This window comes from Paraburkholderia sp. BL18I3N2 (assembly GCF_003001875.1).
Classification (GTDB): domain Bacteria; phylum Pseudomonadota; class Gammaproteobacteria; order Burkholderiales; family Burkholderiaceae; genus Paraburkholderia; species Paraburkholderia phytofirmans.
Window position 1 is genome coordinate 329,565 of sequence record NZ_PVNC01000003.1, and the last position, 25,624, is coordinate 355,188.

The 25,624-nt window shown below is 65.3% G+C and carries 16 protein-coding genes; 13 read left to right on the forward strand and 3 right to left on the reverse strand.

The annotated features are described in order from the left end of the window. The first annotated feature begins 57 nt into the window (after window positions 1–57). The 4 genes from hpaD to hpaI are packed head-to-tail and all read left to right on the forward strand — an operon-like array spanning window position 58 to window position 2,993. Window positions 58–921 (forward strand): 3,4-dihydroxyphenylacetate 2,3-dioxygenase, encoded by an 864-nt coding sequence (hpaD, locus tag B0G75_RS11210; protein ID WP_106304571.1) that lies wholly within the window; start codon window positions 58–60, stop codon window positions 919–921. 21 nt (window positions 922–942) lie between these two features. Next, a complete protein-coding gene (locus tag B0G75_RS11215; protein ID WP_106304574.1) occupies window positions 943–1,344 on the forward strand; it encodes a 5-carboxymethyl-2-hydroxymuconate Delta-isomerase in 402 nt (133 codons plus the stop codon). Window positions 1,345–1,364: 20 nt separating this feature from the next. Then, window positions 1,365–2,168 carry a 2-oxo-hept-4-ene-1,7-dioate hydratase gene (gene hpaH, locus B0G75_RS11220; RefSeq protein ID WP_106304577.1) on the forward strand — a complete coding sequence of 268 codons (804 nt, stop codon included), beginning with the start codon at window positions 1,365–1,367 and terminating at the stop codon, window positions 2,166–2,168. A 21-nt stretch (window positions 2,169–2,189) separates the two neighbouring features. After that, window positions 2,190–2,993, forward strand: a complete 804-nt coding sequence (hpaI, locus tag B0G75_RS11225; RefSeq protein WP_106304580.1) for a 4-hydroxy-2-oxoheptanedioate aldolase — start codon at window positions 2,190–2,192, stop codon at window positions 2,991–2,993. Window positions 2,994–3,046: 53 nt separating this feature from the next. On the opposite strand, the gene B0G75_RS11230 is transcribed toward hpaI, so the two are convergent. Together B0G75_RS11230 and B0G75_RS11235 are read right to left on the reverse strand one after the other, a co-directional pair. Next, the gene (locus B0G75_RS11230) at window positions 3,047–5,380 is read right to left on the reverse strand and encodes a bifunctional diguanylate cyclase/phosphodiesterase (RefSeq protein ID WP_106304583.1); all 2,334 of its coding nucleotides are present in this window, start codon (window positions 5,378–5,380) and stop codon (window positions 3,047–3,049) included. Window positions 5,381–5,508: 128 nt separating this feature from the next. Next, window positions 5,509–6,654 (reverse strand): GGDEF domain-containing protein, encoded by a 1,146-nt coding sequence (locus B0G75_RS11235; RefSeq protein WP_106305624.1) that lies wholly within the window; start codon window positions 6,652–6,654, stop codon window positions 5,509–5,511. 556 nt (window positions 6,655–7,210) lie between these two features. On the opposite strand from B0G75_RS11235, the gene bcsD reads away from it, so the two are divergent. From bcsD to B0G75_RS11270, 7 genes are all read left to right on the forward strand, one after another. Next, entirely contained in the window at window positions 7,211–7,666 is a 456-nt protein-coding gene (bcsD, locus tag B0G75_RS11240) for a cellulose biosynthesis protein BcsD (RefSeq protein WP_106304586.1), read from the forward strand. Window positions 7,667–7,843: 177 nt separating this feature from the next. After that, entirely contained in the window at window positions 7,844–8,767 is a 924-nt protein-coding gene (gene bcsP, locus B0G75_RS11245) for a cellulose biosynthesis protein BcsP (protein ID WP_106304589.1), read from the forward strand. After that, a complete protein-coding gene (gene bcsQ, locus B0G75_RS11250; RefSeq protein ID WP_106304592.1) occupies window positions 8,764–9,552 on the forward strand; it encodes a cellulose biosynthesis protein BcsQ in 789 nt (262 codons plus the stop codon). Before bcsP ends, bcsQ begins: the two co-directional genes overlap by 4 nt. Continuing rightward, window positions 9,549–11,753, forward strand: a complete 2,205-nt coding sequence (bcsA, locus tag B0G75_RS11255) for a UDP-forming cellulose synthase catalytic subunit (RefSeq protein ID WP_106304594.1) — start codon at window positions 9,549–9,551, stop codon at window positions 11,751–11,753. The genes bcsQ and bcsA overlap by 4 nt, the downstream gene beginning before the upstream one ends. A 3-nt stretch (window positions 11,754–11,756) precedes the next feature. Then, window positions 11,757–14,339 carry a cellulose biosynthesis cyclic di-GMP-binding regulatory protein BcsB gene (gene bcsB / locus B0G75_RS11260; RefSeq protein ID WP_106304597.1) on the forward strand — a complete coding sequence of 861 codons (2,583 nt, stop codon included), beginning with the start codon at window positions 11,757–11,759 and terminating at the stop codon, window positions 14,337–14,339. 10 nt (window positions 14,340–14,349) lie between these two features. Then, complete coding sequence (gene bcsZ / locus B0G75_RS11265; protein WP_106304600.1) at window positions 14,350–15,531, forward strand: cellulose synthase complex periplasmic endoglucanase BcsZ; 1,182 nt, start codon at window positions 14,350–14,352, stop codon at window positions 15,529–15,531. Beyond that, on the forward strand, window positions 15,522–20,234 hold the full coding sequence (locus B0G75_RS11270) for a cellulose synthase subunit BcsC-related outer membrane protein (protein WP_106304603.1): 4,713 nt from the start codon (window positions 15,522–15,524) through the stop codon (window positions 20,232–20,234). The genes bcsZ and B0G75_RS11270 overlap by 10 nt, the downstream gene beginning before the upstream one ends. A gap of 62 nt (window positions 20,235–20,296) precedes the next feature. On the opposite strand, the gene B0G75_RS11275 is transcribed toward B0G75_RS11270, so the two are convergent. Further along, window positions 20,297–21,541, reverse strand: coding sequence for a DUF2252 domain-containing protein (locus tag B0G75_RS11275; protein ID WP_106304606.1), 1,245 nt, complete (start codon window positions 21,539–21,541; stop codon window positions 20,297–20,299). A gap of 455 nt (window positions 21,542–21,996) precedes the next feature. Here B0G75_RS11275 and B0G75_RS11280 point away from each other — a divergent pair, with 455 nt between their 5' ends. Both B0G75_RS11280 and B0G75_RS11285 read left to right on the forward strand, forming a co-directional pair. Beyond that, window positions 21,997–24,660, forward strand: coding sequence for a response regulator (locus tag B0G75_RS11280; protein ID WP_106304609.1), 2,664 nt, complete (start codon window positions 21,997–21,999; stop codon window positions 24,658–24,660). Between the two features lie 34 nt (window positions 24,661–24,694). Further along, on the forward strand, window positions 24,695–25,615 hold the full coding sequence (locus B0G75_RS11285) for a DUF72 domain-containing protein (RefSeq protein WP_106304611.1): 921 nt from the start codon (window positions 24,695–24,697) through the stop codon (window positions 25,613–25,615). The last annotated feature ends 9 nt before the right edge of the window (window positions 25,616–25,624 follow it).

Genomic DNA, 25,624 nt, shown 5'->3' on the forward strand with positions numbered 1-25,624 from the left:
CGTGCGCAAAGGCCTGGCGCCCCGCGCGGAGCAAGCCACACCGAATAGGAGACCGCGATGGGCAAACTCGCGCTGGCAGCAAAAGTGACTCACGTCCCGTCGTTGTATCTGTCCGAACTCGACGGTCCGCATAAAGGCTGCCGTCAGCCGGCTATCGACGGCCATCATGAAATCGGCCGGCGTTGCCGCGAACTCGGCGTCGATACGATCGTCGTGTTCGACGTGCATTGGCTCGTGAACAGCGAATACCACATCAATTGCGCGCCGAAGTTCGAAGGCGTCTACACGAGCAACGAACTGCCGCATTTCATCAAGAACATGCCGTACGCGTATCCAGGCAATGTCGAACTCGGCAATCTGATCGCGGAAGTCGCCAACGAAATGGGCGTGAAAAGCCGCGCGCATAGCGAGACCACGCTCGAACTCGAATACGGCACGCTGGTGCCGATGCGTTATATGAATGGCGATCAGCATTTCAAGACCGTCTCGGTAGCGGGCTGGTGCATGTGGCACGACCTCGACACCAGCGCGCGTTTCGGCCTCGCGGTGCGCAAGGCCATCGAGGAGCGTTATGACGGCACCGTGGCGATTCTGGCGAGCGGATCGCTCAGCCATCACTTCGCCAACAACGGCACGGCCGAGCAGTTCATGCACAAGGTGTGGAGTCCGTTTCTCGAACAGATGGACCGCAAGGTGGTCGAGTTGTGGGAAGCCGGCGACTGGAAAACCTTCTGCGAGATGCTGCCGCTCTACAACGAAAAATGCTGGGGCGAAGGCGGCATGCACGACACCGCGATGCTGCTCGGCGCGCTTGGCTGGGACCATTACGACGGCAAGGTGGAAGTCGTCACGCCGTATTTCGGCAGTTCGGGCACCGGCCAGATCAACGCGATCTTCCCCGTTACGCCGCTACCCGCCTGAACACCAGGCAAGGAGTCCACCGTGCCGCATCTGACACTCGAATACAGCGCCAATCTCGCCGGCGAAGAAAGCATCGGCCAACTGTGCCAGGCACTCGCGCAGTGCCTCGACGCGCAACGCGAGAACGAACAGCGCATCTATCCGTTGGGCGGAATCCGCGTGCGCGCGTTGCGCTGCGAACAGTACTGCATCGCCGACGGCCGCGCCGACGCCGCGTTCCTGCACGCGAACCTGAAGATCGGCGCGGGCCGCTCCGAAGCGGCAAAAAAGGCCACCGGTGACGCGCTATTCGCGCTGATCAAGCAGCACTTTGCCACTGAATTCGAACAGCACGGGCTGGCTTTATCGCTGGAGATCAATGAATTCAGCGAGGCCGGTACGTGGAAGCACAACAATCTGCACGCACGCCTGAAGGCTGAATAGCGGCACTGAGAGAATCCATCATGCTAGACGAACAGACGATCCGCGACCTCGCGGCACAACTCGACCACGCCGAGAAAACGCGCACTCAACTGCGCCACTTCTCCGCCGCGTATCCGCAGATGACCGTGCAGGACGGCTATGCGATTCAACGCGAGTGGGTCAAGCTCAAACTCGCCGAGGGCCATGTGATCAAGGGCCGCAAAATCGGCCTCACCTCGCGCGCGATGCAGCGCTCATCGCAGATCGACGAGCCCGACTACGCGCCGCTGCTCGACAGCATGTTTATTGAAAACGGCCAGGACATTCGCGCGGACCGCTTCATCGCGCCGCGCGTGGAAGTCGAACTGGCGTTCGTGTTGAGCAAGCCATTGAAGGGTCCCGGCGTCACGCTGTTCGATGTGCTGGACGCGACCGCTTACGTGACGCCGGCGGTGGAAATCATCGACGCGCGCATCGAACAGTTCGACCGCGAAACCAAAGCCCCGCGCAAGGTCTACGACACGATCTCCGACTTCGCGGCGAACGCGGGCATCGTGCTGGGCGGCCGTCCGGTACGTCCGCTGGATGTCGACCTGCGCTGGGTCGGCGCGTTGCTCTACAAGAACGGCGCGGTTGAAGAAAGCGGTCTCGCGGCCGCCGTGTTGAATCATCCCGCTACCGGTGTGGCCTGGCTCGCCAACAAGATCGCGCCATACGATGAATCGCTCAACGCAAACGACGTGATCCTGAGCGGCTCCTTCACCAGTCCGATCGCCGCGCGCGCGGGCGACACGTTCCATGTCGACTACGGTCCGCTGGGCGGCATCGGTTTGAATTTCATCTGAGCTCATTTGGGTCGACACGACATGTCCCTTCCGCAAAACACCTTCAAGCGCGCGCTTGCCGAAGGCAAACCGCAATTCGGCTTGTGGGCCGCGCTCGCCGACGCCTACGTGACCGAGTTGCTGGCCACCGCCGGCTTCGACTGGCTGCTGATCGACAACGAGCATGCGCCCAACGACGTGCGCAGCACGCTCGCGCAGTTGCAGGCGGTGGCCGCGTATGCGTCGCATCCGGTGGTGCGTCCGGTGCGCAGCGACAGCGCGCTGATCAAGCAATTGCTCGACATCGGCGCGCAGACTTTGTTGCTGCCGATGATCGACACCGCCGAACAGGCCGCCGACGCGGTCGCGGCCACGCGCTATCCGCCGCAAGGCATTCGCGGCGTGGGCAGTGCGTTGGCGCGCGCATCGCGCTGGAACCGGATACCGGATTACCTGAACACGGCCGCTGACGAGTTGTGCGTGCTGGTGCAGGTGGAAAGCGTGCAGGGCATGGAGAATCTGTCGGCGATCGCGGCAGTGGACGGTGTTGACGGTGTGTTTTTCGGTCCGTCGGACCTCAGCGCGTCGATGGGTTTGCTCGGCAAACCCGGCGACGCCAGCGTGCGCGAAGCGATTCGCAACGGCATCCAGACCGTGCTGCGCGCGGGCAAAGCGGCCGGCGTGCTCGCGCCCGATCCGGCGATTGCCGCCGACTACCTCGAAGCGGGCGCGACTTTTGTGGCAGTCGGCACGGACACGGGTTTGCTGAGCCGCGCCGCGGCGGACCTGGCGGCGTCGTATAAAAAGACTGCGTCGATGGCGGCATCGGCCAAGGGCGGGTACTGACGCGGCGTGTTCAGCGCAAACAGCCAAGGCCCGCACTGAGGGAAGGAAAAAATCTACTCCGCCGCGGGCCAAGGCAGGCCCGACGCCGACCAGTCCAGTTCCACGCCGATCACGGATCGCTCGGCGGCAAATTGCAACGCCAGCGTCACCGCGATACACGGCCTGCCGCTCGCCAGCGAGAGATAAGGATTACTCGACACCGCCACGCCCGGCAACAACACCGCGTTGCGGAAATACGGCCGATGATCCCAGCGTGCATCGCGCGGATTCGCCACGGGTTGCAGCGAAGCCCCGTCAGTGGTCCAGGCTGGCCCCTGCACCTCGTGACCGATCTGCCTGCCCGCGTTGTCGAGAATGAAACAGCTGATGCAGCGCTCGAACCTAGCGAGCCGAGCGAACGCCTCTTCCATGGCCACACCGGCCAGCAACGCATCGGCAGCGAGCCGCAAGCCGACCCGGTAAGGCTCCACTTCGGTTTCGAACAACGCATACTGATGCGCCCGCCCTTGCGCGATCACATCGAAAGCCTCATCGATGCGCCGGTGCACCGACTCCGGCGGCGCGATCTCTTTGGCCGGCCGCCCCAGCAGAAAACCCTGCGCGAAATCCACATTCGACTCCACCGCGAGAATCAGTTCTTCCGTGGTCTCCACGCCTTCGACGACCACCAGCATCCCCGCCAGGTGCAGCAGCGAAACGAGCTTCGGCAGAATCGGCTGCTCGGTGCCGTGGCCCGTCGCGCGAATCAGTTCGCCGTCGAGCTTGACGATGTCCGGGCGAATCCTGAGCAGCCGGTCGAGATTCGACTGGCCGGCGCCGAAATCGTCGACGGCGATCAGGAAGCCGTGCTCGCGATAGAGCGCCGCCGCGCGCGACATGTCGTCGACGCTGCCGCCGTGCGATTCGAGAATCTCCAGAATCACGCGTTCAGGTTCGAGTCCGACGGAACGCACGATTTTCGCCAATTGATCCGCGTACCCTTCGGCAATGAACGTGGCCGGCAGAATGTTGAGGAAGAGCCACGCGTCATTCGGCAGCGACTTGCGCGCATTGGCCAGATGCACGACGTGACTCGCGCGATCGAGCGCGCCTTCGTCATTTGAAGGCCTCGGCGCGAACAGCACCGCGGGCGGCACCAGGGTGCCGTCGTCCTGCTCGCCGCGCAGCAAGGCCTCGAAGCCCACCTGCTTTTGATGCGACAAACTGTAGAGCGGCTGGAAATGCGAGGCGAGGTAGTACTCCTCCCAGCGATGCCGCCGCACGGGCGCCCCGTTCTCGTCGGATCCGTCGTCGGCCAGCAGTTGCAGCGCCTCGCGCGGCAGCGCGCGCTCGGCGCACACCCGGTTTCTGCCGGAATGCTTGGCGCGCAGCAAGGCCTCGTCGGCGCGATCGAGCAACACCATGATGCTTTCGCCGCTGCGGTGCTCGGCCACGCCGAAGCTCGCGGTCAGCCGGCCGTCCGGCCGCTCGATCGCGGCGATCGCATGGCGCAGCCGTTCGGCCACATGAAGCGCGCCGGTGAGACCGTCGCCCAGCAGCAGCGCGAATTCCTCGCCGCCGATCCGGCTCACGCTGTCGTCCGCGGAGACCTCCTCCATCAGCACCTGGGCGACCTGGTAGAGCGCGTGGTCGCCGATCGCATGGCCGAAGCGGTCGTTCAGGGATTTGAAGTTGTCGATGTCGAGAAAGATCGCGCTCGTCCGCGTGTCCGGCGTGACTGTGTCGAGGCGGCGCTCGGCCTGTTTGACGAACGCCCGGCGGTTTTGCAGGCCGGTCAGCGGGTCGGTCGCGGCGAGTTGCGCGAGCTGGCTCTCCAGCAGAAAGTGGTTGCGGCGAAACCGGTAGAAACCGAAGTGAAACACGACGGAAGTCGGCACGCCGATCGCCGCGATCCACATCCACACGACCGTCTCGACGTCGTGCGTCAGCGGCTCGCCGAACAGCAGCGCGAACGCCGTCGCATAGAAAAGCACGCTGCCGGTGACGAAGTGCGTCGGCGTGAGCCATAGCGGCGCGGCGCAGATCGGTATCACGACCATCGCCGGCAGCGTCCACAGCAACGGTTGCGTGACGCCCACGATGTTCATCGCGAGGCCCGCCACCAGCACCTGCGAGTAAGCGACGCCGATCAGGCCGAAGCTCCACGTCGACCTGGCGCGCGGAATCGCCAGCACCAGCAAGGCGAGCAGCAGCGCGCACGTGAGCCGGTAGCCGAGCGGCGCGGCCGGGCCGTCGACCAGATTGCGGGCTCCGACGAAGCACAGGAACGCAACCACGGTGAACGCCATGGTCACGGTGGACAGCGGACGCTGATGCTCGAGCGAGCGCCGGTGGAAGCGATCGCGCAAACCGGCGTCGAACGGTTGCTGCGTTGCGGTGGAAAGCATATTGATAGATATCAGCCTGGTTCCGGTCACTCTGCCAATGGTTATCGGCAAAGGTCTGACAAATATTTATGCCTTCCGTACAAATCGAGAGAAGATTTCTCCTCCGCGGCCCTTCGCGGGCCTCCGCTCTACGCCGCCATTACGCGATTGCGGCCCGACGCCTTTGCGGCATACAGCGCGCCGTCCGCGCGCGCCATCAACTGGGCGAGCGATTCATCGCGCCGCAGCTGGTCCACGCCGACGCTGAAGGTGTACCGCAGCCCACGCGGCAACTCGTCCGGCGCGGCGCCGGCCAGCCGGCCCCGCAGACGGTCGAGCAGGCTCACCGCTTCGGCGGCGTTGGTGGCCGGGCATAGCACGCCGAATTCCTCGCCGCCCAGCCGGCCGAACACATCGCCGACCCGCAGGTTGCGGGCGACAAAGGTCGCGAAGTGGTTCAGCACCTGGTCGCCCGCGGCGTGGCCGTAGTTGTCGTTGACGGCCTTGAACGAGTCGATGTCGATGATCGCCAGCGCCACCGGCGAGCGGGTACGCAGCGACGCGCTCAGCAGTGCGTCGCCGATCGCCAGAAACGCGCGGCGCGACAGCGCGCCGGTCAGGTCGTCGACATTGGCCAGCCGTTCGAGCCGCTCGGCGAGGCGGTCGTGCGCGAGCATCACCACGCCGATCGAAAGACAGGGCGGCGCAAGAATGCCGAGCGCGAGAAAAATGATGTTGGACGGCGACACTTGCATCAGGCTGCCTTGCGTCAGCAGACCGAAGCCGTACATGAGCCCGCGCGACGTATGCCCGGCGCATAGGAGCATCGCTGCCACCGCGAGGAAATAGTAGCTATAGCGCGGCCGGCTAGCGGGACGGTCGCGCAGCATGAGCGCGGCGAGCGCGGCGTAAAGCGCCGCGTGAAACGCCGACACCAGCGCGACGCGCGCGTTGAAGTCCGGCGCGGCGAAGGTCCAGTACGAGATGCCGAACAGCACGACGACAAGGCCGATATACGCCGGCCACGGCCGCACGCGGCGGCCTAGAAAGCGCAGACAGCCTTCGACCACCAGCAGCAGCGAAGCGGCCAGCAACACGTTGGACGCCACGAAGGTCAGCCAGCGCGACCCATGGCCTTGCAACGCGAAAGCCAGCAACGCGACGAGCGCGGTCGCGTTGGCCGAGATCCAGTAACCGACGCCTGGAATCGCCGCGCGCCACAACGAGCCGAGCACGGCCATCGCCATGGCGCTCGACAACACGGTGACCAGAAGAATACTGAGTGGATTGAGCATTGCAGTGAATGAATCAAACGGCATCGTCGGCACTCGCCGCGTACGCCCGTTCTTTTTCCGTGCGCACCTTGATGCAAGTTCGCAAGCTTAGCGGCTCGGACAACAATTGGCGTGCAAGGGCTCCGAAAGATTCAGCAAGGATTTGCCGCAAGAGGAAGATCACTGCCGCCCCGGCAATCGCGAAGCGTTGCATTTATCACGAAACGAAAACGCTAAATCACCCGGAGAATCCAGCCGTTAATAGAGCCATGACGGACACATTCTTACCGGTCATCCACGACGGCTAAGCGAACAGGCGATTCAAGCAGCAAAAATTACTTAATCGAAAATGCATCCACCGCAATCCGTTGCGCGTATAAACAGACGATTGGGAAGTGGCTAAAAGTTAATGTCTTAAGTAGACTGCTTCGAAGTGTGGCGCACAGACTAGACAGCCCGTTAAAACTAACCTAGGGCGGCGTGCAATACGCGATTTCCCGCAACACTTCTTCTTCACACCCGGTCGTGGCATCTAATTTTTTTAAGCGGCTGAAGCGACGGCCATTTCCCGGAAAACATGGTCCCAATTCTCGATTACCTGCTGGAACGCCAAATCTCGCCGCAGTGGCGCGGCATGCTCACAGCATTGGCCACCGAGTTCGAAGCGCAGATCGGTCGCGACGAACTGCGTCAACTGATGCACCGCGTCGGCAGCCGGTTTGCGGCGGCGCATCCGCTGCCCGCCTGCGACTCGACCGCCGAGCTTGCACGGACCTTGAATTTGTACTGGCATGAAATGGATTGGGGCTACGTCGAGTTGGCGGACGAACCCGAGTCACTACGCATCGTTCATTACTGCGCGCCATTGCAGGCATTCGGCGGCGCGGCGCTCGCGTGGACGCCGGCGTTTCTCGAAGGCGTGTATCAGACCTGGTTGAGCGCGTTGGGCGCGCAGGGTTTGTCGGTCGCGCAAACGAGTGGGTACAGCGAGGACACCGCGATCGAATTTCGATTGGGCCGTCATCCGGCTTGAACGACGTGCGTCGGACGCGTTGTGAATAGACAAGGCAGCAACCCGCAGTAGAGGAACGCGCCAGACCGGTGCGCGTGAAGCAGCAGTGAAGCAACAGCCAGGCAGGACCAGCGTTTCAGCGCCGCGAACACAAGTTAGGATCGGCACAAGGCAAGTCATGAACAAGACGGCGGCACTATGAGCTCATCGAGCGACATCGAAAAACTCTTCGATCATTTTGGCGGTGACGCCAACGCGTACCAGGAGATCGGCCGCGAAAACGAAGCGCGTTCGGCGCGCACCCGTTGGCCGCTATTAGTGACGCTCGATCTGACCCAGCCGACGATTCCCGCCATCGGGCAGCATCGCGAACCCAGGCCTCAGGCGCAGGCGGTCGAGGCGCCGGTGGCCGTCGATCGTCAGGACAGCACGCCAAAAGACGCCGCCTCTGTCACGCGCGCAAAGGCGCCGCTGTTCACGCGTTCGCATCGGCGGGACATTCCGCCGGTTGCCGTGGCCGCGCCGGTGAACGTACCGAAAGGCGCGTCGCGCTTCGGCGAACTCGAAACGAAAAACGACGCGACGCCGCCAGCGGCAGTTGGCGCGGTTCGAGTAGAAGCAGTCGCGCCGGTAGCTGCACAAGCCGCGCGACCTGCGGCTCCGGCTCCGGTTCAAAGCGCGCCGGCTGCGACCCCGTTCGCTTCGGCTGCGATTCCGGCACAGACAGCGCCGCTCGCCCCGGTGCCTCACGCCGCGCCACCGGCCTCCGTGCCGCCGGCGATTCCGTTGCGGCCTCCGGTGATGCAAACGGTCGGGGCCGCCGCCGCCCCCAGCTGGGCGCAGACGCCTGCGCCCGCGCGTCCTTACGCGAGCTCAACCGCGCCGACTGCACCCAGCGCGCCCGCCACATCCGCCGCGCCGGCGCAACCCGCTTCGATCCTCGGCAAGCTCTTCGCGCCGGAACCCGCATTCGCATCCGCGCCGCCGCAACCGGCCAAGGCCAGCGACACATCCGCGCCATTGCAATCGGTCTTCGACCGTTTGCGCGGCACCCCCGCTCAAGCCGCAGCACCGGCCGCCCCTTCCAACTCGTGGCTGATCAACGGCCCTCGTCGCTCATGAAAGTCATCGCGGTGGTGTCCGCCAAAGGCGGGGTCGGCAAGACCACCCTCGCCGCCAATCTCGCTTCGGTGCTGGCCGCCGGAGGCCGGCGTGTGATCGCGCTCGACCTCGACCCGCAGAACGCCCTGCGTCTGCACTTCGGCGTGCCGCTCGACAGCATCGACGGTCTGTCGCGCGCCACGCTGACGGGCGACCCGTGGCAATCCGTGATGTTCGACGGCGTCGACGGCGTGACCGTGCTGCCCTACGGCGCGTTGCTCGAAGACGACCGCCGCCGCTTCGAAGCGCACATCGACCAGGATCCGCGCTGGCTCGCGCAGTCGTTGCAGAACCTGCGACTCGACGCCTCCGACATCGTGATCATCGACACGCCGCCAGGTTCGTCCACGTATGTGCGAACGGCCTTGACGGCGGCCACCTTCACGCTGAACGTGGTGCTCGCCGATGCCGCCTCGTACGCCGCGATTCCGCAGATGGAGCGGCTGATCGCAGCCTACGCGGCGCCGCGCGCCGAATTCGGCGGCGAAGGCTACGTGGTCAACCAGATCGACCAGTCGCGCCAGCTGACCAAAGACGTACTGAAGGTGCTGCGCCAGATGCTCGGCACGAAGCTGTTCCCGGGCGTGATCCATCTGGACGAAGGCGTGAGCGAGGCGCTCGCGTGCGACACCACGCTGATTCACTACGACCCACTCAGCCAGGCCGCCGCCGATTTCAGGTCGTGCGGCGCGTGGCTGCTCGCGGCGCTCGACGCGATCGCCGTCTCGCCGAGGAACGTCGCATGAGTACGTCTCCATCGCCGGGCCTCGAGCCCGCCGAGCCGTCGCGGATCGAACGTTTCGTCGACGCGCGCTTCTGGAACAGCCGCATCGTCACCGGGCTCGTCACGCTGTTCGCGCTGGTGATGCTGTACTTTGTGTTCACCGTGCCGCTCGCCTTCTATCAACAGTTGACGTTCGCGACCTGCTGCTTCGTGACCGCGCTGATGTTCCGCCGCCTGCAAGGCCGTTACGCGACGATGGTGATGATCATGCTGTCGGTGGTCACTTCAGGCCGCTATATGTACTGGCGGCTGACCGCGACCACCTACTGGGAGCATCCGCTCGACGCCGGCTGGGGTCTGCTGCTGGTCTCCGCCGAAGTCTATTCGACCATCGTGCTGCTGCTCGGCTACTTCCAGACCGCCTGGCCGCTCAAGCGCACGCCGATGCCGCTGCCCGCCTCGCGCGACCAATGGCCGACCGTCGACGTGTTCATTCCGACCTACAACGAGCCGCTCTCGGTGGTGAAGCCGACCATTTACGCCGCGCTCGCGCTCGACTATCCGGCCGAGAAGATTTCGATCCACCTGCTCGACGACGGCCGCCGCCCCGAGTTCAAGGCGTTCTGCGAAGAGGTCGGCGTCAACTGGACGATCCGCACGCACAACCGCCACGCGAAAGCCGGCAACATCAACGAAGCGTTGAAGATAACCAGCGGCGAATACCTCGCGATCTTCGATTGCGATCACATTCCGACCCGCTCGTTCCTGCAGATCGGCCTCGGCTGGTTCCTGCGCGACAAGCTGCTGTCGATGCTGCAAACGCCGCACCACTTCTTCTCCGCCGATCCGTTCGAACGCAATCTCGGGACCTTCCGCAAGGTGCCGAACGAAGGCGAACTGTTCTACGGCCTCGTGCAGGACGGCAACGATCTGTGGAACGCCACCTTCTTCTGCGGCTCGTGCGCGTTGTTGCGCCGGACCATGGTCGAGGAAATCGGCGGCATCGCGGTCGAAACCGTGACTGAAGACGCGCACACTGCCTTGAAGCTGCACCGGCTCGGCTACACCACCGCGTATCTGGCGATTCCGCAGGCCGCGGGGCTGGCCACCGAAAGTCTCTCCGGCCACATCGGCCAGCGGATTCGCTGGGCGCGTGGCATGACGCAGATTTTCCGCATCGACAATCCGCTCACCGGCAAGGGCCTGAAGATCGGCCAGCGCCTGTGCTATCTGAACGCGATGATGCACTTCTTCTACGGCATCCCGCGTCTGGTGTTCCTGACCGCGCCGCTGTCGTATCTGTTCTTCGGCGCGCACGTTATCGAAGCCGCCGCCAGCACGATCGCGATCTACGCGTTGCCGCACATGATGCACGCGAGCATCACCAACTCGCGCATGCAGCGCTCGTTCCGCCATTCGTTCTGGGCGGAAGTCTATGAGTCGGTGCTGGCCTCGTACATCACCGCGCCGACCCTGCTCGCGCTGATCAACCCGAAGCTCGGCAAGTTCAACGTCACGGCCAAGGGCGGCCAGATCGAGAAGAACTATTTCGACTGGGCGATCTCACGGCCGTATCTGTTTCTGCTGTTGCTGAACCTGATCGGCTTCTGCGTGGGCATCGTGCATATCTACTTCAACTGGCATGTGCGCAGCGTGGTGCAGACCACCATCCTCAACCTCGGATGGACCACGTACAACATGCTGATTCTCGGCGCGAGCGTGGCCGCCGCGAGCGAGCGCCGGCAGATTCGCGCGGTGCACCGCGTGGCGATGCAGATGCCCGTCATGCTGAAGTTCTCGACCGGCCGCACGCTCGCCTGCGAAACCATCGACTACTCGGAAGGCGGCGTCGGCGTGGCGCTGCCCGGCGCGATTCAGGTGCCGATGCACGAGCGCGTAACCGTCTCCCTCTTTCGCGGCGACGAAGAATACGCGTTCCCCGCGACCGTCGGCTTCACCGCGCCGGGCCGCGTGGGGCTGCGCTTCTCGGCAATGACCCGCGAGCAGGAGTACGAGTTCGTCAAGAGCACCTTTGCACGCGCCGACGCCTGGACCGGCTGGGCTGAAGGACGGCAGCAGGACACGCCTCTGCGCGGCCTGTCGCATGTGCTGACGGTAGGCGCGCGCGGTATCGCGGGTCTGTTCGAGCATCTTTATGCCGACCTTCGCAGTTCGATGAAAAGCCGTCCAATGGACGTCAAGAAGCTAAAAACGAAAGACTGATCTATGCGCAACTGGATGGCGAAGGGCAACATCGAACGCTCGAATCACGAGCGCAGCGGGACCGGATCAAGCATGCATCGCGTGGCACGCCCCGGCTCGCAAAGGTTGATGCGCGGCCTCGCGTGCTGGCTGGCATTGCAGACGGCGCTGGCCGCGCCGCTCGCCTCGGCGGCTGAAGTCGTGGCCGCGACCGGCGCTGCAAACGGGACGGACGCCGCGCAGAGGACCGCGGGCTCCGTTCAGACCAAGCCGGTTGCGCCGAATGTGCCGAATGTACCGACCGCGACCGGCGTCGGCACTGCCAGCGCGCCGGGTCCGGCCGTGCCCTACGATCCGAACGCACTGGTGCAACCTCAATTGGCGACGCCGACGCCCGCGCTCGCCGCGTCGTCGGTGAAAGCGTTGGGCGTCAAGACGCCGACCACCGCCGAGCCCGGCACGCTGGTGCCGGGCGGCCGACGTCAGACGCTGACCTTCGCCGATCTCGGCGCGCTCGACCCGCTGCAATTGCGTGGCACCGACGGCCAGAACGGCGTGGCGTTTTCCGTGCGCGGCGACGAAGTGGTGACGGGCGCGGTCCTGCATCTGGTGTATAGCTACTCGCCCGCGCTGCTGCCGAATATCTCGCAACTCAAGGTGCTGGTGAACGGCGAAGTTGCCGCCACCCTGCCCGTGCCGCACGAACAGGCCGGCATGCTGGTGGCGCGCGACGTCACGATCGATCCGCGCTTCATCACCGAGTTCAACCATCTGAACGTGCAGCTGATCGGCCACTACACGACGAGCTGCGAAGACCCGGCCAACTCGGCGCTGTGGGCCACGGTCAGCAATGCGAGTTCGCTCGATCTGACTTACGCGGCGCTCGCCAGCAAGCCAGATCTGGCCGCGCTGCCGCAGCCGTTCTTCGACCGCCGCGATGTGCGCCGTCTCGAGCTGCCGTTCGTGTTCCCGCAAAAGCCGGGCAATGCGACGCTCGAAGCGGGCGGCATCGTGGCGTCGTGGTTCGGCGCGCTCGCCGGTTATCGCGGCGCGGTGTTTCCGGCGCAACTGGATAACGCGCCGCTGTCGGGCAATGCCGTCGTATTCGCGACTTCCGATCAGCGCCCGGCGGGCATCAATATTCCGGCGATCTCCGGCCCAACCATCGCCGTGGTCGATCGCGAAGCGCCGGCGCGCGGCAAGCTGCTGCTCGTGCTCGGACGCACCGAAGCCGAACTGAAAACCGCCGCGAAAACGCTCGGCATCGGCCAGAACGCCTTGACGGGCCAGAGCGCGACCATCACGCAATTGAACGAACTCGCACCGCGCGCAGCGTACGACGCGCCGAACTGGCTGCCCACCAATCGTCCGGTGCGCTTCGGCGAACTCACCGATCCGCGCGATCTGACGGTGTCCGGCTACGACGCCGACGCCGTGCGCGTGAATCTGCGCGTGCCGCCCGATCTGTTCATGTGGCACACCAAGGGTGCGCCGATCGATCTGCGCTACCGCTACACGGTGCGTCCGCTGCGCGACCGCTCGTCGCTGAACGTGAGCGTGAACAACGGCTTCGTGCAGGCGCTGCCGATTCCCGCCGAATCCGCTTCCGTGTTCGAGCTGAGCCATTACTTCGCCACCGTGCTGCCCGACAAGACCGCCGAAGCGCGCCGCACCCTGCACATTCCGCCGCTGCTGCTGACGCCGCGCGCCCAGGTGCGCCTGCACTTCTACTACGACATTCCGAATACCGGCGAATGTCATGGGCGTCTGCTCGACAACGTAGTCGGCGCGATCGATCCGAACTCCACCATCGACCTCTCGTCGTTCCCGCACTACATGGCGCTGCCGGATCTGGCCGCGTTCGCCAATAGCGGCTTCCCGTTCACGCGCATGGCGGACCTCTCCGAGACCGCCGTGATCCTGCCGAACGACGCCGATTCGAGCGACTACAGCCTGTTTCTGTTGACCATGGGCCGCATGGGGACCTCGACCGGCTATCCGGTGACGGGCGTCACGGTCGGCAGCGCCGACGACGCCGACAAGTTCGCCAACAAGGACCTGCTGATTTTCGGCGCGCCGGGCAAGCAGCCGTTGTTGCAGCGCTGGGCCAAGTCGATGCCGTTCTCCAGCGACGGCGACTCGCGCACCTTCCAGCTCACCGACATCGTCTTCAAGCTCGAGGACTGGTGGCACGGCGAACGCGGCGTGGAGCGCACGCCGGCGCGCGCCGATCTGACTCTCGTGAGTTCGAACGGCGACGCGTTGCTGACCGGTTTCGAATCGCCGTTGCAAAAGAACCGCAGCGCCGTCGCGCTGGTAAGCGCGGCCGGCCAGTCGGACGCCGACCTGTCCGCGGCGCTGCTCGACTCGGACGTGCTGCCGCAGATTCAAGGCGCGATGGCCGTGATCCACGGCCGCACCGTCACCATCACCTCGAACGGCGAGGCGTATTACGTCGGCCATCTGTCGCCGCAGGAGTATCTGCGCTGGGCGCTGTCGTCGCATCCGCTGCTGTTGATGCTGGGCGGCGTGCTTGCCGCGCTGATCATCGCGGGCCTGTTCTACCGGACGCTGCGCTCGATCGCCGCGCGCCGCCTGAGGGACTAATAGGACTGATATGCGGGTTCGAATCAACAAGAAAATCGGCGTGGCGCTGACGCTCGGGCTGGCGGCGTCCGCGAGTTTTGCCAATCTCGTCAAGGTGGCGCAGACCTCCGCCGCGCCGGGCGCCTGTGGCGACTGGAGCGGCTATCGCGCGTTCGTCGAGCGCTTCGTGCAGGCCGACGGCCGCGTGATCGACTACTCCACGCCGGCGCAGCAAACCACTTCGGAAGGCCAGTCGTACGCGCTCTTCTTCGCGCTGGTCGCGAACGACCGCGCGACTTTCGACCGGCTGCTCGGCTGGACCCGCACCAACCTCGCGGGCAATCAGTTCGACGCGCAGAACATGCGGTTGCCGTCGTGGCAATGGGGCAGAAAAGCCGACGGCTCGTACGGCGTGCTCGATCCGAACTCCGCTTCGGACTCGGACTTGTGGATCGCCTACGATCTGCTGCAAGCCGGCCGCCTGTGGCATGAAGCGGGCTACACGCAGTTGGGCGAGGCGCTGGCCGCGCAGATCGCGCGTCAGGAAATGACCACCTTGCCGGGCGTCGGGCCGATGCTGCTGCCCGGACCGCAAGGCTTCAGGAGCGGCGGCGTGACGCGCCTGAATCCGAGCTATCTGCCGCTGCCGGTGCTGCGCTCGCTAGCGCACGACATGCCGAACGGCCCGTGGGGCAAGCTCGCCGACAGCGCCTACAAGTTCATCAAGACCACCGCGCCGCAAGGCTTCGCGCCTGACTGGGCCGCCTGGCAAAACGGCCAGTTCGTGGTCGACCCGAAAAACGGCGACACCGGCAGCTACGACGCAATCCGCGTCTATCTGTGGGCCGGCCTCGCCTCGCCCGCCGATCCGCTTGCCAAACCCTGGCTCGCGGCGCTCGGCGGCATGCGCGCCCGCGTCGCGCAAACCGGCTTTCCGCCGGAGAAGGTTTCATCGACCACCGGTGCGCCCAGCGGCGAAGGACCGCTCAGTTACTGGGCTGCACTCGCGCCGTACTTCAAGGCGCTCGGCGACGAGCGCGGCCTCGGCCTTGCGCGCACGCATCTCGCGGCGCTCGACACCAACGTGCCGGGCCGCGAACCGGTTTATTACGATCGTGTGCTGGGGTTGTTCGGCACGGGTTTCATCGACGGCCGCTATCGTTTCGACGAAGCCGGACGTCTCGTGCCAAGTTGGAGAAATGCATGCGACTGAGCGCCCTCGCGTTGTCATTGCGCCTCGCGCTGAGCGTCACGGCCGTCTGCTGCGTGGCGACGGTTTCGCCGGATGCGCTGGCGCAGGCGTCGAAAGATCCTTTGAACGTGCTGATCGATCAGGGCAAGTACTGGCAATCGCATCAGCGCGGCGACCTCGCCGAGCAGGCATGGCAGAAGGTGCTGCGCATCGATCCCAAGCAGCCCGATGCGCTGTTCGGCATGGGCATGGTGCTCGCCGACCGCAAGGACGGCGCCGGCGCGCAGCAATATCTGGCGCGCCTGAAAGCGGTCGCACCGAACTATCCGAATCTGGACGAGCTCGGCCGCCGTCTCGGCGAATCGAGCCTGCGCGACCAGACCGTGAACGACGCGCGGCGGCTCGCGCAAAGCGGTCAAAGCGCGAGCGCGGTGCAGGAATACCAGCGCGCGCTGACCGGCAAACCGGCCACGCCCGAATTGCAGCTCGAATACTACCAGGCGCTCTCGGCCACGCCGCAAGGCTGGGATCAGGCGCGCCGCGGTCTCGAACAGCTCGCGCGCGACAACCCCGACGACCCGCGTTACGCCCTCGCCTACGCGCAGCATCTGACCTATCGCGACGTGACGCGCCGCGACGGCATCGCGCGTCTGCAGAAGCTGGCGGGCGACAGCACGGTCGGCGCATCGGCGAAAAAGAGCTGGCGCCAGGCGCTGTTGTGGCTCGACGCGCGGCCCTCCGACGCCCCGCTCTATCAGGCCTATCTGCAAACCGCGACCGATGACGCCGCGGTCAAGGCGCGCTTCGATTCGATGGTCCAGCAGGACAGCGCGGCGCGGGCACGCTCGCAGGAAAATGCCGCGACCGACGCACGCGGCCGCACCATCGCCGACGGATTCAGCGCGCTCGACCGCAACGACGTGGCCACGGCGCGCGCGAAGTTTTCCTCGGTGCTGGCCACCAGCCCGAACGACACCGACGCGCTCGGCGGCATGGGCATTGCCGCGTTGAAGCAGGAGCACTTCGCGGAAGCCCGCAACTATCTGGAACGCGCGTCGCGCAACGGCAATCCGGCGCGCTGGAAAACCGCGCTCGACAGCGCGAGCTATTGGACCTACACGAGCGACGCGATCGGCGCGCGCAGCAACGGCGAATTCGCGAAGGCGAAGTCGCTGTTCGAACGCGCGATCGCGCTGAATCCGTCCGACGTCACCGCGCAGGTGCTGCTCGGCGAAATGCTGCTCGCGAACGGCGACCCGAGCGGCGCGGAACAGGCTTACCGGATGGCGCTGCGCCGTCAGGCCGACAATCCCGACGCGGTGCGCGGGCTGGTCGGCGCTCTCGCCGCGCAAGGCCGCGGCGATGAGGCGCTGCAGTTCGCCAATCAGCTCAACACCGAACAGCAGTCGAAGGCCGGCGGCATCAACCGTCTGCGTGGCGAAGCGCAGGCCGCGCAAGCGCGTGCCGCCGAAGCGCGCGGCGATCTCGGCAGCGCGCGCAGCCTCTTTGAAGACGCGCTGCTGAACACGCCCGACGACCCGTGGCTGCGCCTCGACCTCGCGCGAATCTACGTGCGCCAGGGCGCGGTCGCCAACGCGCGCAGCATGATGGACGGCCTGCTCGCCGCGCATCCCGATATGACCGACGCGCTGTACGCGAGCGCGTTGCTGTCGGCGGAAACGCAGGACTGGTCGGCGGGTCTCGCGCAACTCGAGCGCATTCCGGTCGCGCAGCGCACCGACGCGATGACGACCTTGCAACACCGCTTGTGGGTGCATCAGCAAGCCGACCTCGCCACGCGGATGGCGCGCAACGGGCAGACGCAACAGGCGCTCGCCACGCTGCAAGCCGCCGAGCCGGTCGCGGGCAATAGTCCCGAACTGATCGGCGTGATCGCCGCCGCTTACAGCCAGGCCGGCGACCCGAACCGCGCGCTCGGACTCGTGCGCGCCGCCATGAACGCGGCGCCCGGCAACACCGATCTGCTGCTGCAATACGCGGGCATTCTGTCGGCCACGCAGCAGGAAGCCGAACTCGGCATGGTGATGCGCCGGCTCGCGTCGATGCAGTTGACGCCGCAGCAACGCACCGACTTCGGCAATCTGAATCTCGGCATCGTCATCAAGCAGTGCGATGCGGTGCGCCAGCGCGGCGATCTCGCCAGCGCCTACGACGTGATCGCGCCGTGGCTCGCGGCCATGCCGGACAATCCCGATCTGCAAGCCGCGCTCGGCCGCCTCTATTCGACGGCCGGCGACGATCGCAACGCGGTCGCCAGCTATCGCGTCGCACTGCAACGCAAGCCCGACGATCTGAACCTGCTGCAAGCGACCATCTCCGCCGCAACCGGCGCGAAGCAGTTCAGCTACGCCGAAACACTCGCGAAACAGGCGTTGAACGCGGCGCCTGCCGATCCTGGCGTGCTCGCCACCGTCGGCCGCATGTATCGCGCGGAAGGCAAACTGTCGCTCGCCTCGACTTATCTGCAGCGCTCGCTGGTCGCCGCCAACACGCCGCTGATGGCCAATGCTCCGCGCAGTCCGGCGAGCAACGTGCCGCGCGGCTGGGAAGCGGCGATGCGCCGGATCGGTGCGACGCCGCTGCCGGGCACCAATCCCTTCGAAGGCAAAACCGCCACGGTCACGCCGACCGACGCCGACAACGCCGCACTCGCCGGCGGCAGTTATAACGCCGCGCGTTTAGCGCTTCCGTATTCGCAGTCTTCCTTGCCGACACAGACCGTGCCGAACTATCCGCCGCCTACGCAGCCCGCGCCTTACGTCGCGCCTTATACAGCGCCCGCCCAGCCTTACGCGCCGAACCGTGCGCCTGCCGCCCTGCCGTATAACGCGCCGCGTCCAGGCGCCGAACCCGGTGGCTACGGCCAGGAGACTTACGGTTCGAGCCAGTCGGGCGCGCCGTTGCAGCCTTATCCGGGGCAAGGACAGCCGCCGATGCAGCAGCAGGCGCAGATGCCGCCGATGCAGCAGGCTCCGCAGTACAACCCGGCTTATCCGCAGCAGGCGCCTTATTCGCAGCAGCAGCAATACCCTCAGCAGCAGCCATACGGCGCGCAGGATGGTTATGCGGCGACGCCCTGGCCGATGTCGCCCGCTGCACGCCAGGCGCAGGCCAGTGCCGGTTCGATGCAAGCGCAACCGTATGGCACGCCGAGCACGAAGCGTGCGGCCGGCAAGAAGCAAAGCGCGTCGAAGAGTAGCGGCAACGCGGCCGCTTATGCGCAGCAGCCGTACGGGCAACAGCAAGGCTATCCGCAGCAGCCTTACTACGGTCAACAGGCGTATCCGCAACAACAGCAGGGCTACGCGCAACAGCCATATCAACCCCAACCGCCGCAGCAGCAGGCCTACGCGAATCAGGGCTACTACGCGCAACAGCAGCCGTACATTCCGCAGCCGCCCACCGGTTACGCCCAGCCGTACTACCCGGCGCAACCCGGCGCGAACGGCAACGGCAACACCTACGCGCAGCCGAACGTGGCGAACACGCAAACGCTCGGCGTCGCGGAAGAGCTGGCGCAGATCAATCGCGAGCAGTCGAGCAGCATCTCGGGCGGCATCGTGTTCCGTAACCGCACCGGCGAGGACGGCCTGTCCAACCTGACCGATATCGAAGCGCCGATCCAGGGGCGCATCAAGGCGGGCAACGGCCACGTGGTCGTCACGGCAACGCCTGTCACCCTCGACGCCGGCACTCCCGCCAACAATGTCTCGACGCTCGCGCGCTTCGGCGCCGGCCTGTCGAACGGCACGTCGGTCTCGGCAGCCAATGTCGGCAGCCAGACGGCGAGCGGCGTGGGCTTGTCGGTCGGCTACGAAGGCCGCAGCCTCAGCGGCGACATCGGCGTGACGCCGATCGGGTTCCGCGAGACCAACATCGTGGGCGGTGCGCGATACAACGGCGGCATCACCGACAAGGTCTCGTATTCGCTGGCCGTGGCTCGCCGCGCGGTAACCGACAGCCTGCTGTCCTATGCCGGCGCGCGGGATTCCGGCTCCGGTCTCGAATGGGGTGGCGTCACTTCAACCGGCGGCCTCGGCAGCCTCGCATGGGACGACGGCACGAGCGGGCTGTATGTGAACGCGGCCTTCCAGTATTACGACGGCAACAACGTACTCAGCAATACTGCCGTCAAGGGCGGCGGCGGCATCTATACGCGTCTGCTGAAAGACGCCGATCAGACACTCACGATCGGTGTGAATACGACGCTGATGCGTTACGACAAGAACCAGTCGTATTTCACCTATGGCCAGGGCGGCTATTTTAGCCCGCAACAGTACGTGATCCTGAACTTGCCGGTGGAGTGGTCCGGGCGCAACGGCGCGTTCACGTACGACGTGAAGGGTTCGATCGGCGTGCAGCATTACCGTCAGGATGCGTCGAACTACTTCCCGCTCAACGACGGTTCAGGCCGGCAAGGTGCGGCTGAGCAGAACGCAGCGCAAGTCGGCACCAGTGTGCAGAGCGGCGCGCAGTATCCGGGCCAAAGCAAGACCGGCGTGTCGTATTCGCTCAGCGCAGTGGGCGAATATCAACTCGCGCCGCAACTGGCCTTCGGGGCGACCGCTTCGCTCGGCAATGCTTATGAGTATCGCGAGTATCTCGCCGCCGTTTATGTGCGGTATAGCTTCAGCAAGCAGACCGGCTTGCAGCCGTTCCCGCCCACGCCGCTTGTTTCGCCTTATCTGTCGTTGTCGAATTGACCTTTGCGTGTCTCACGGCGGCGCGGCCCGGTTTGGACTGCCGCCGCCGCGAGCACGACGCGTCAATCGTCATCGCGTCCGGTCGCGTAACGCCGGCAATGCTCCAGATAGCCGGCGGCATGGCTGCTCACCAATTCGACGATACCCGTCCACAGCCAACCCGGCGCATCAAGCGTTTTCGAACGATTTCTGCGGAGCTCGGTGAGCCACGCCTTGCGCTCGGCGCTATCCATTTGCCGCGCGTGCGCCTTGCCGACCACCATCGCCAGAAACCGCGCTACCTTCATCGCCTCGTCGCGGGTGAACTGCTCGATGGTCAGTTTCATGTCTTGCGGCAGCAGTTCACGAATCACGACGGGGCGCTCCGCCAGCCGCGCCGCGCGCATCCGCTCGCCGAGCGAGGGCGACAGATGCCGCGCGCCCTCCACCACCCGCTCCGCGTTATCGCGCGGCATGCGTACGCCGGGATAGCGCGGCGCGGCCGCTTGCGCCGCTTCCTTGATATCGATCAGGCACAGGTCGTCGCCCTCCACCGCCGCGCCGTCGATGTCGAGCAGCACCGCATAGCGCAACCTGCCGAGCGAACTGCAGCCTTTCACCCAGTAGGCGGCGTCGAGGACTTCCACGTCGGCCTCGTCGCCGGTGCCGCGCAGCACGGTGGCGAGCCGCGCCAATGAGCCTTTCTCGAACAACGTCTCGATCTCGCGCCGCTCGCTTTTGGCGAGCGGCCAGAAACGCGGGCCGAGCGGAATGGTCGGTTCGAGATCCTCGATGCGCTCCTCCGCCAGATGACGCCATGAGCGGCGCACGGCTTCCCGCATGACCACCCGTACCGCCTCGGGTTTTTCCGCGTGGATGTCGGCGTTCCCCGCGGTTTCATCGAAGGCGCGCTCGTAACCGTCCGCGATCGCTTCCATCATGCGTACCGTCGTCACGCCTGGCAGGTCCGAACCGCGCGCGGCGGTCGCCAACGACAGGCCAAGGCGAATCAGGTCGTGCGCCGGATTGCCGATCACGGTCTGATCGAGGTCGCGAATCTGGATTTCAACGCGTCCTTGCGCATCGGCGACGGGTCCAAGATTGCCGGTGTGGCAATCGCCGCAAATCCAGATGGCGGGTCCCTCCGGCAACGCATGGCCTTCGATGCCGTCGAGCCATTCATAGAACTTGCTGGTGTTGCCGCGAACATATGCGTGTGCCGAGCGCGCCATTCTGGCATTGCGGCGTGCGGTCAATAGCGCCTGCCGCGCATCCGGTTTAGGCAGCTTGCCAGGCAGCTTGTTTCGTGTGATGTTTTTCTTTGTCATTCGCAGGGTCCGCTTTGATCGACGTTCGAATTGCGCGTGGTGTTCAACTCCACGGTGCGCCTGTCGGCGCGCGAACACATCCCGGCAGCAGGATTCGCGCCTGCGTCTGAATGCAATCTGCAAGCGGAACAAAGCATCTAAACGCGCACCCGCCTTTTCCGCACGAAACGCCCACCTGTACACCTCATTTCGCGCGCCGAAGTGCCCGCGCGCATCACCTGGACAATCTTGCGAATCGTTCGCAGACAAAGGTTCGCCTAAATCCCACAACGCATGCGAGACAAGTCGCCGGCCCGGAGTTGTGGCCTACAATTATCGCAACCGCGTGTCCGCCATCCGCCGGCACGCGGTGCACGGCAGAAGCTTCATCCCGCCTCCTGCTGCGAGTGCAAGCGTGTCATACGCGCCGGCAGAGTGGGGACACTTTTATCGACGTGACCTCTGTGGAGCGCAGCATGCCTTTTCCGGCACAAGACCACGGCTGCTCCGGCTGGCGCGGGGAGATGGCGCAGCGCATCAGCGCATTCGACTGGGCCGACACCGGCCTCGGCGCCATCGAAAACTGGCCGCGCAGCCTGACTGCCACCGTCCAGTTGCTGCTCGCCTCGCCCGTGCCGCTGGTGCTGCTGTGGGGCAAGCCCGGCTACATGATCTACAACGACGCCTACGCGATCTTCGCGGGCGGCAGGCATCCCTATCTGCTTGGCTGCCCGATCGAACACGGCTGGCCGGAAGTCGCCGATTTCAACCGGCATGTCATGGCCACGTGTCTCGCGGGCGGCACGCTGTCGTATCGCGACAAGGAACTGGTGCTGCTGCGCGACGGCAAACCCGAAGACGTGTGGATGGATCTCTACTACAGCCCGGTCGCCGACGACAGCGGCGCACCGGCCGGTGTGCTGGCGGTAGTCGTCGAAACCACCGCGCGCGTGCTCACCGAACGCTGGCGACAGCGTGCCGAAGCCGAATTGCACGAAACCAACGAACGGCTGCAGCTCGCGCTCAATACCGGCACGGTGCTCGGCACATGGGTGCTGGACGTGCGCACGGGCAAGGTCAGCGGCGACGAGCGCTTCGCGCGCACCTTTTCCCTTCAGCAGGAAGAAGCCGCGAAAGGAGTCGAGCGCCACGCCACCATCCACATGCTCCATCCGGACGACCAGGCGCTCAACGATCAGCTGACCGCCGAAGCGATCCGCACGCGGCAGCCGTTTCGCGCCGAGTTTCGAATCCGGCGGCCCGACGGCGACTACATGTGGGTGCAGGCGAACGGCCAGTGCGAGTTCGACGAGCATGGCGAACCGACACGTTTTCCCGGCGTGCTGATCGATATTCACGAACGCAAGATCGCCGAACAATCGTTGCGCCAGTTGACCGAGACGCTCGAACAGCGCGTCGCCGACGCGGTCGCGGCGCGCGCTTTGGCCGAGGAACAATTGCGCCAGGCGCAGAAGATGGAAGCGATCGGCAGCCTCACGGGCGGCGTCGCGCACGACTTCAACAACGTGCTGCAAGTGATCAACGGCAACCTGCAAATGCTCGCCGCCGATGCCGGCGGCCACCCGGCCACGCTGCGCCGCCTGTCGGCCGCGACGGACGCCGTCAAGCGCGGCGCGAAACTGGCCGCGCATCTGCTCGCCTTCGCGCGGCGCCAGCCGCTCTCTCCCACTGTGCTGAATCCGCGCCGCCTGCTGGGCGGCATGAGCGAGATGCTGCATCGCGCGCTCGGCGAAACCGTGCGCATCGACACGGTCCTGAGCGACGATTTGTGGAACGTGCAGGCCGATCGCAATCAACTGGAAAACGCGCTGCTCAATCTCGCGATCAACGCGCGCGACGCCATGCAGGGAGACGGCACGCTCACCGTGCAAGCGGCCAACCGCGTGCTGGACGCCGCGTTCTGCCAGGACAAACCGGAGCTGTCGCCGGGTGAATACGTGGTGTTTTCCGTCACCGACAACGGCGCCGGCATGCCGCCCGAGGTCCTGCAACGCGTGTTCGAACCGTTCTTCACCACCAAGCCCGACGGCCACGGCACCGGCCTCGGCCTGAGCATGGTGTTCGGCTTTCTCAGGCAAAGCGGTGGCCACACGTTGATCGATAGCGAAGTGGGACGCGGCACTACGGTCTCGCTGTTTTTCCCGCGCTGCTGCGAAGCCGAAACCTCGGAAGCGGTCGACGACACCGCGGCGCCCACCGGCGGCGGCGAAACGATTCTGGTCGTCGAAGACGATGCCGACGTGCGGCTGACCGCCGTCGAAATGCTCGCGCAACTCGGCTACAAGGTGCTGACCGCGTCGAGCGGCGACGCGGCGATCGAGTTCATCGACAGCGACGTGCCGATCGATCTGCTGTTTACCGATGTGGTGATGCCCGGCAAGATCAAAAGCGTCGAACTCGCGCAGCGTGCCGCGGCGCGCTCGCCCGCGGTGCCGACCCTCTTCACTTCAGGCTATGCGCGCGACGAAATCGTCCACCACGGCAAACTCGACGCCGGTATTACGTTGCTCTCGAAACCGTACCGGCGCGACGATCTCGCCCGCAAGGTGCGCGGCGTGTTGCGCGCCGGTGCTGCCGCGGCGGCCGGTATGGCGTTGCCCGCGTCCGTGGCCGAAGGGCAGCTCGCCGCCTGCGTGCCGCCCGCTGCTTACGACTCCAGCAGGGATTCCAGTCAGGAAAGCCAGCCGCCCGAGGTCGAGGCCATCACCCAAACCAAGGCTTCTTTGGCGACGGCGCGCTCGCCCGGCACGCCGGCTCGTGTACTGCTGGTCGAGGACGATATGGACTCACGCGAAGCATTCAACGACCTGCTGAACGCACTGGGACTCGATTGCACCGCGGTCGGGAGCGCGGAAGAAGCGCTGCCGCTGGCACCCGCGCAACACTTCGACATCCTCTTCACCGATCTCACGTTGCCCGGCATGTCCGGCGACTGCCTCGCGCGCGCCATGTTGCGGCAGCAGCCGGGCATTCGCGTGTTGCTGGTGTCGGGCTACGGCAAGAGCGCGCAGATCGGCGACGCGATTCCAGGTGCGCGGCTGCTCGGCAAACCGCTCGATATCGCGGAACTGCGGCGCGAACTCGCGGACTGGATCGATCACACCGAAGAAGCATCCTGAGCGGCGCACACCGCCCATTCAACCGACTTCACCGATGGACATTCGCTGCGGCACCGCAGGCTGGACAGACAAGACACTGATTGCCTGCAAGCGCTTTTATCCGCGTGGCAGCAGCAGCGCTGAGGCACGCCTGCGTTTTTATGCTTCGCAGTTCCCGCTGGTCGAAGTGGATTCGGCCTACTACGCGATGCCTTCGGCGAGCAACGCGCAATTGTGGTTCGAGCGCACGCCCGAAGGCTTCACGTTCAACTTCAAGGCGTTTCGTCTTTTCACCGGGCATCAGACATCGCCCGACGCGTTGCCGCGAGACATTGCGATAGCGCTGCCCGAAGGCATCACCAGCCCGCGCAAGAAGAACGTGTACTACCGCGACATGCCGGAAGATATCCGCGATGAATTGTGGCGGCGCTATCTGGAAGCGCTCGAACCGCTGCGCGCGAGCGGGCGGCTCGGCGCCGTGCTGTTTCAGTTCGCGCCGTGGATCACGCGCGCACCGGATGGCCTCGCGCTGGTCGAGGAATGCCGGGCGCGGATGGCGGGCTACATGATGGCGGCCGAGTTTCGCAATCAGTCGTGGTTCGATGACGAGCATGCGGCGTGGTCGCTCGAATTTTTGCGCGAGCGCGGCATCGTGCATGTGATTGTCGACGCGCCGCCGGACGTGAGCAATCGTGTGCACACGGTGTGGGAGGTGACGAATCCTGAACTCGCGATGGTGCGTCTGCATGGACGCAACACGCAGACGTGGAGCGTGACTGGCACGGCGAGTGCCGCGGATCGCTTCGACTATGACTACAGCGAGGCGGAACTGACAGAACTGGCCGTGCCGATCCGCGCGATCGCGCGACGGGCGGGACGCACGCATGTCATTTTCAACAATTGCTTCGAGGATCAGGGGCAGCGGAATGCGAGAACTTTAATGAGCGTTCTGGAGGGAACTGCGCACCCGCCTTGAGCCGTTTTG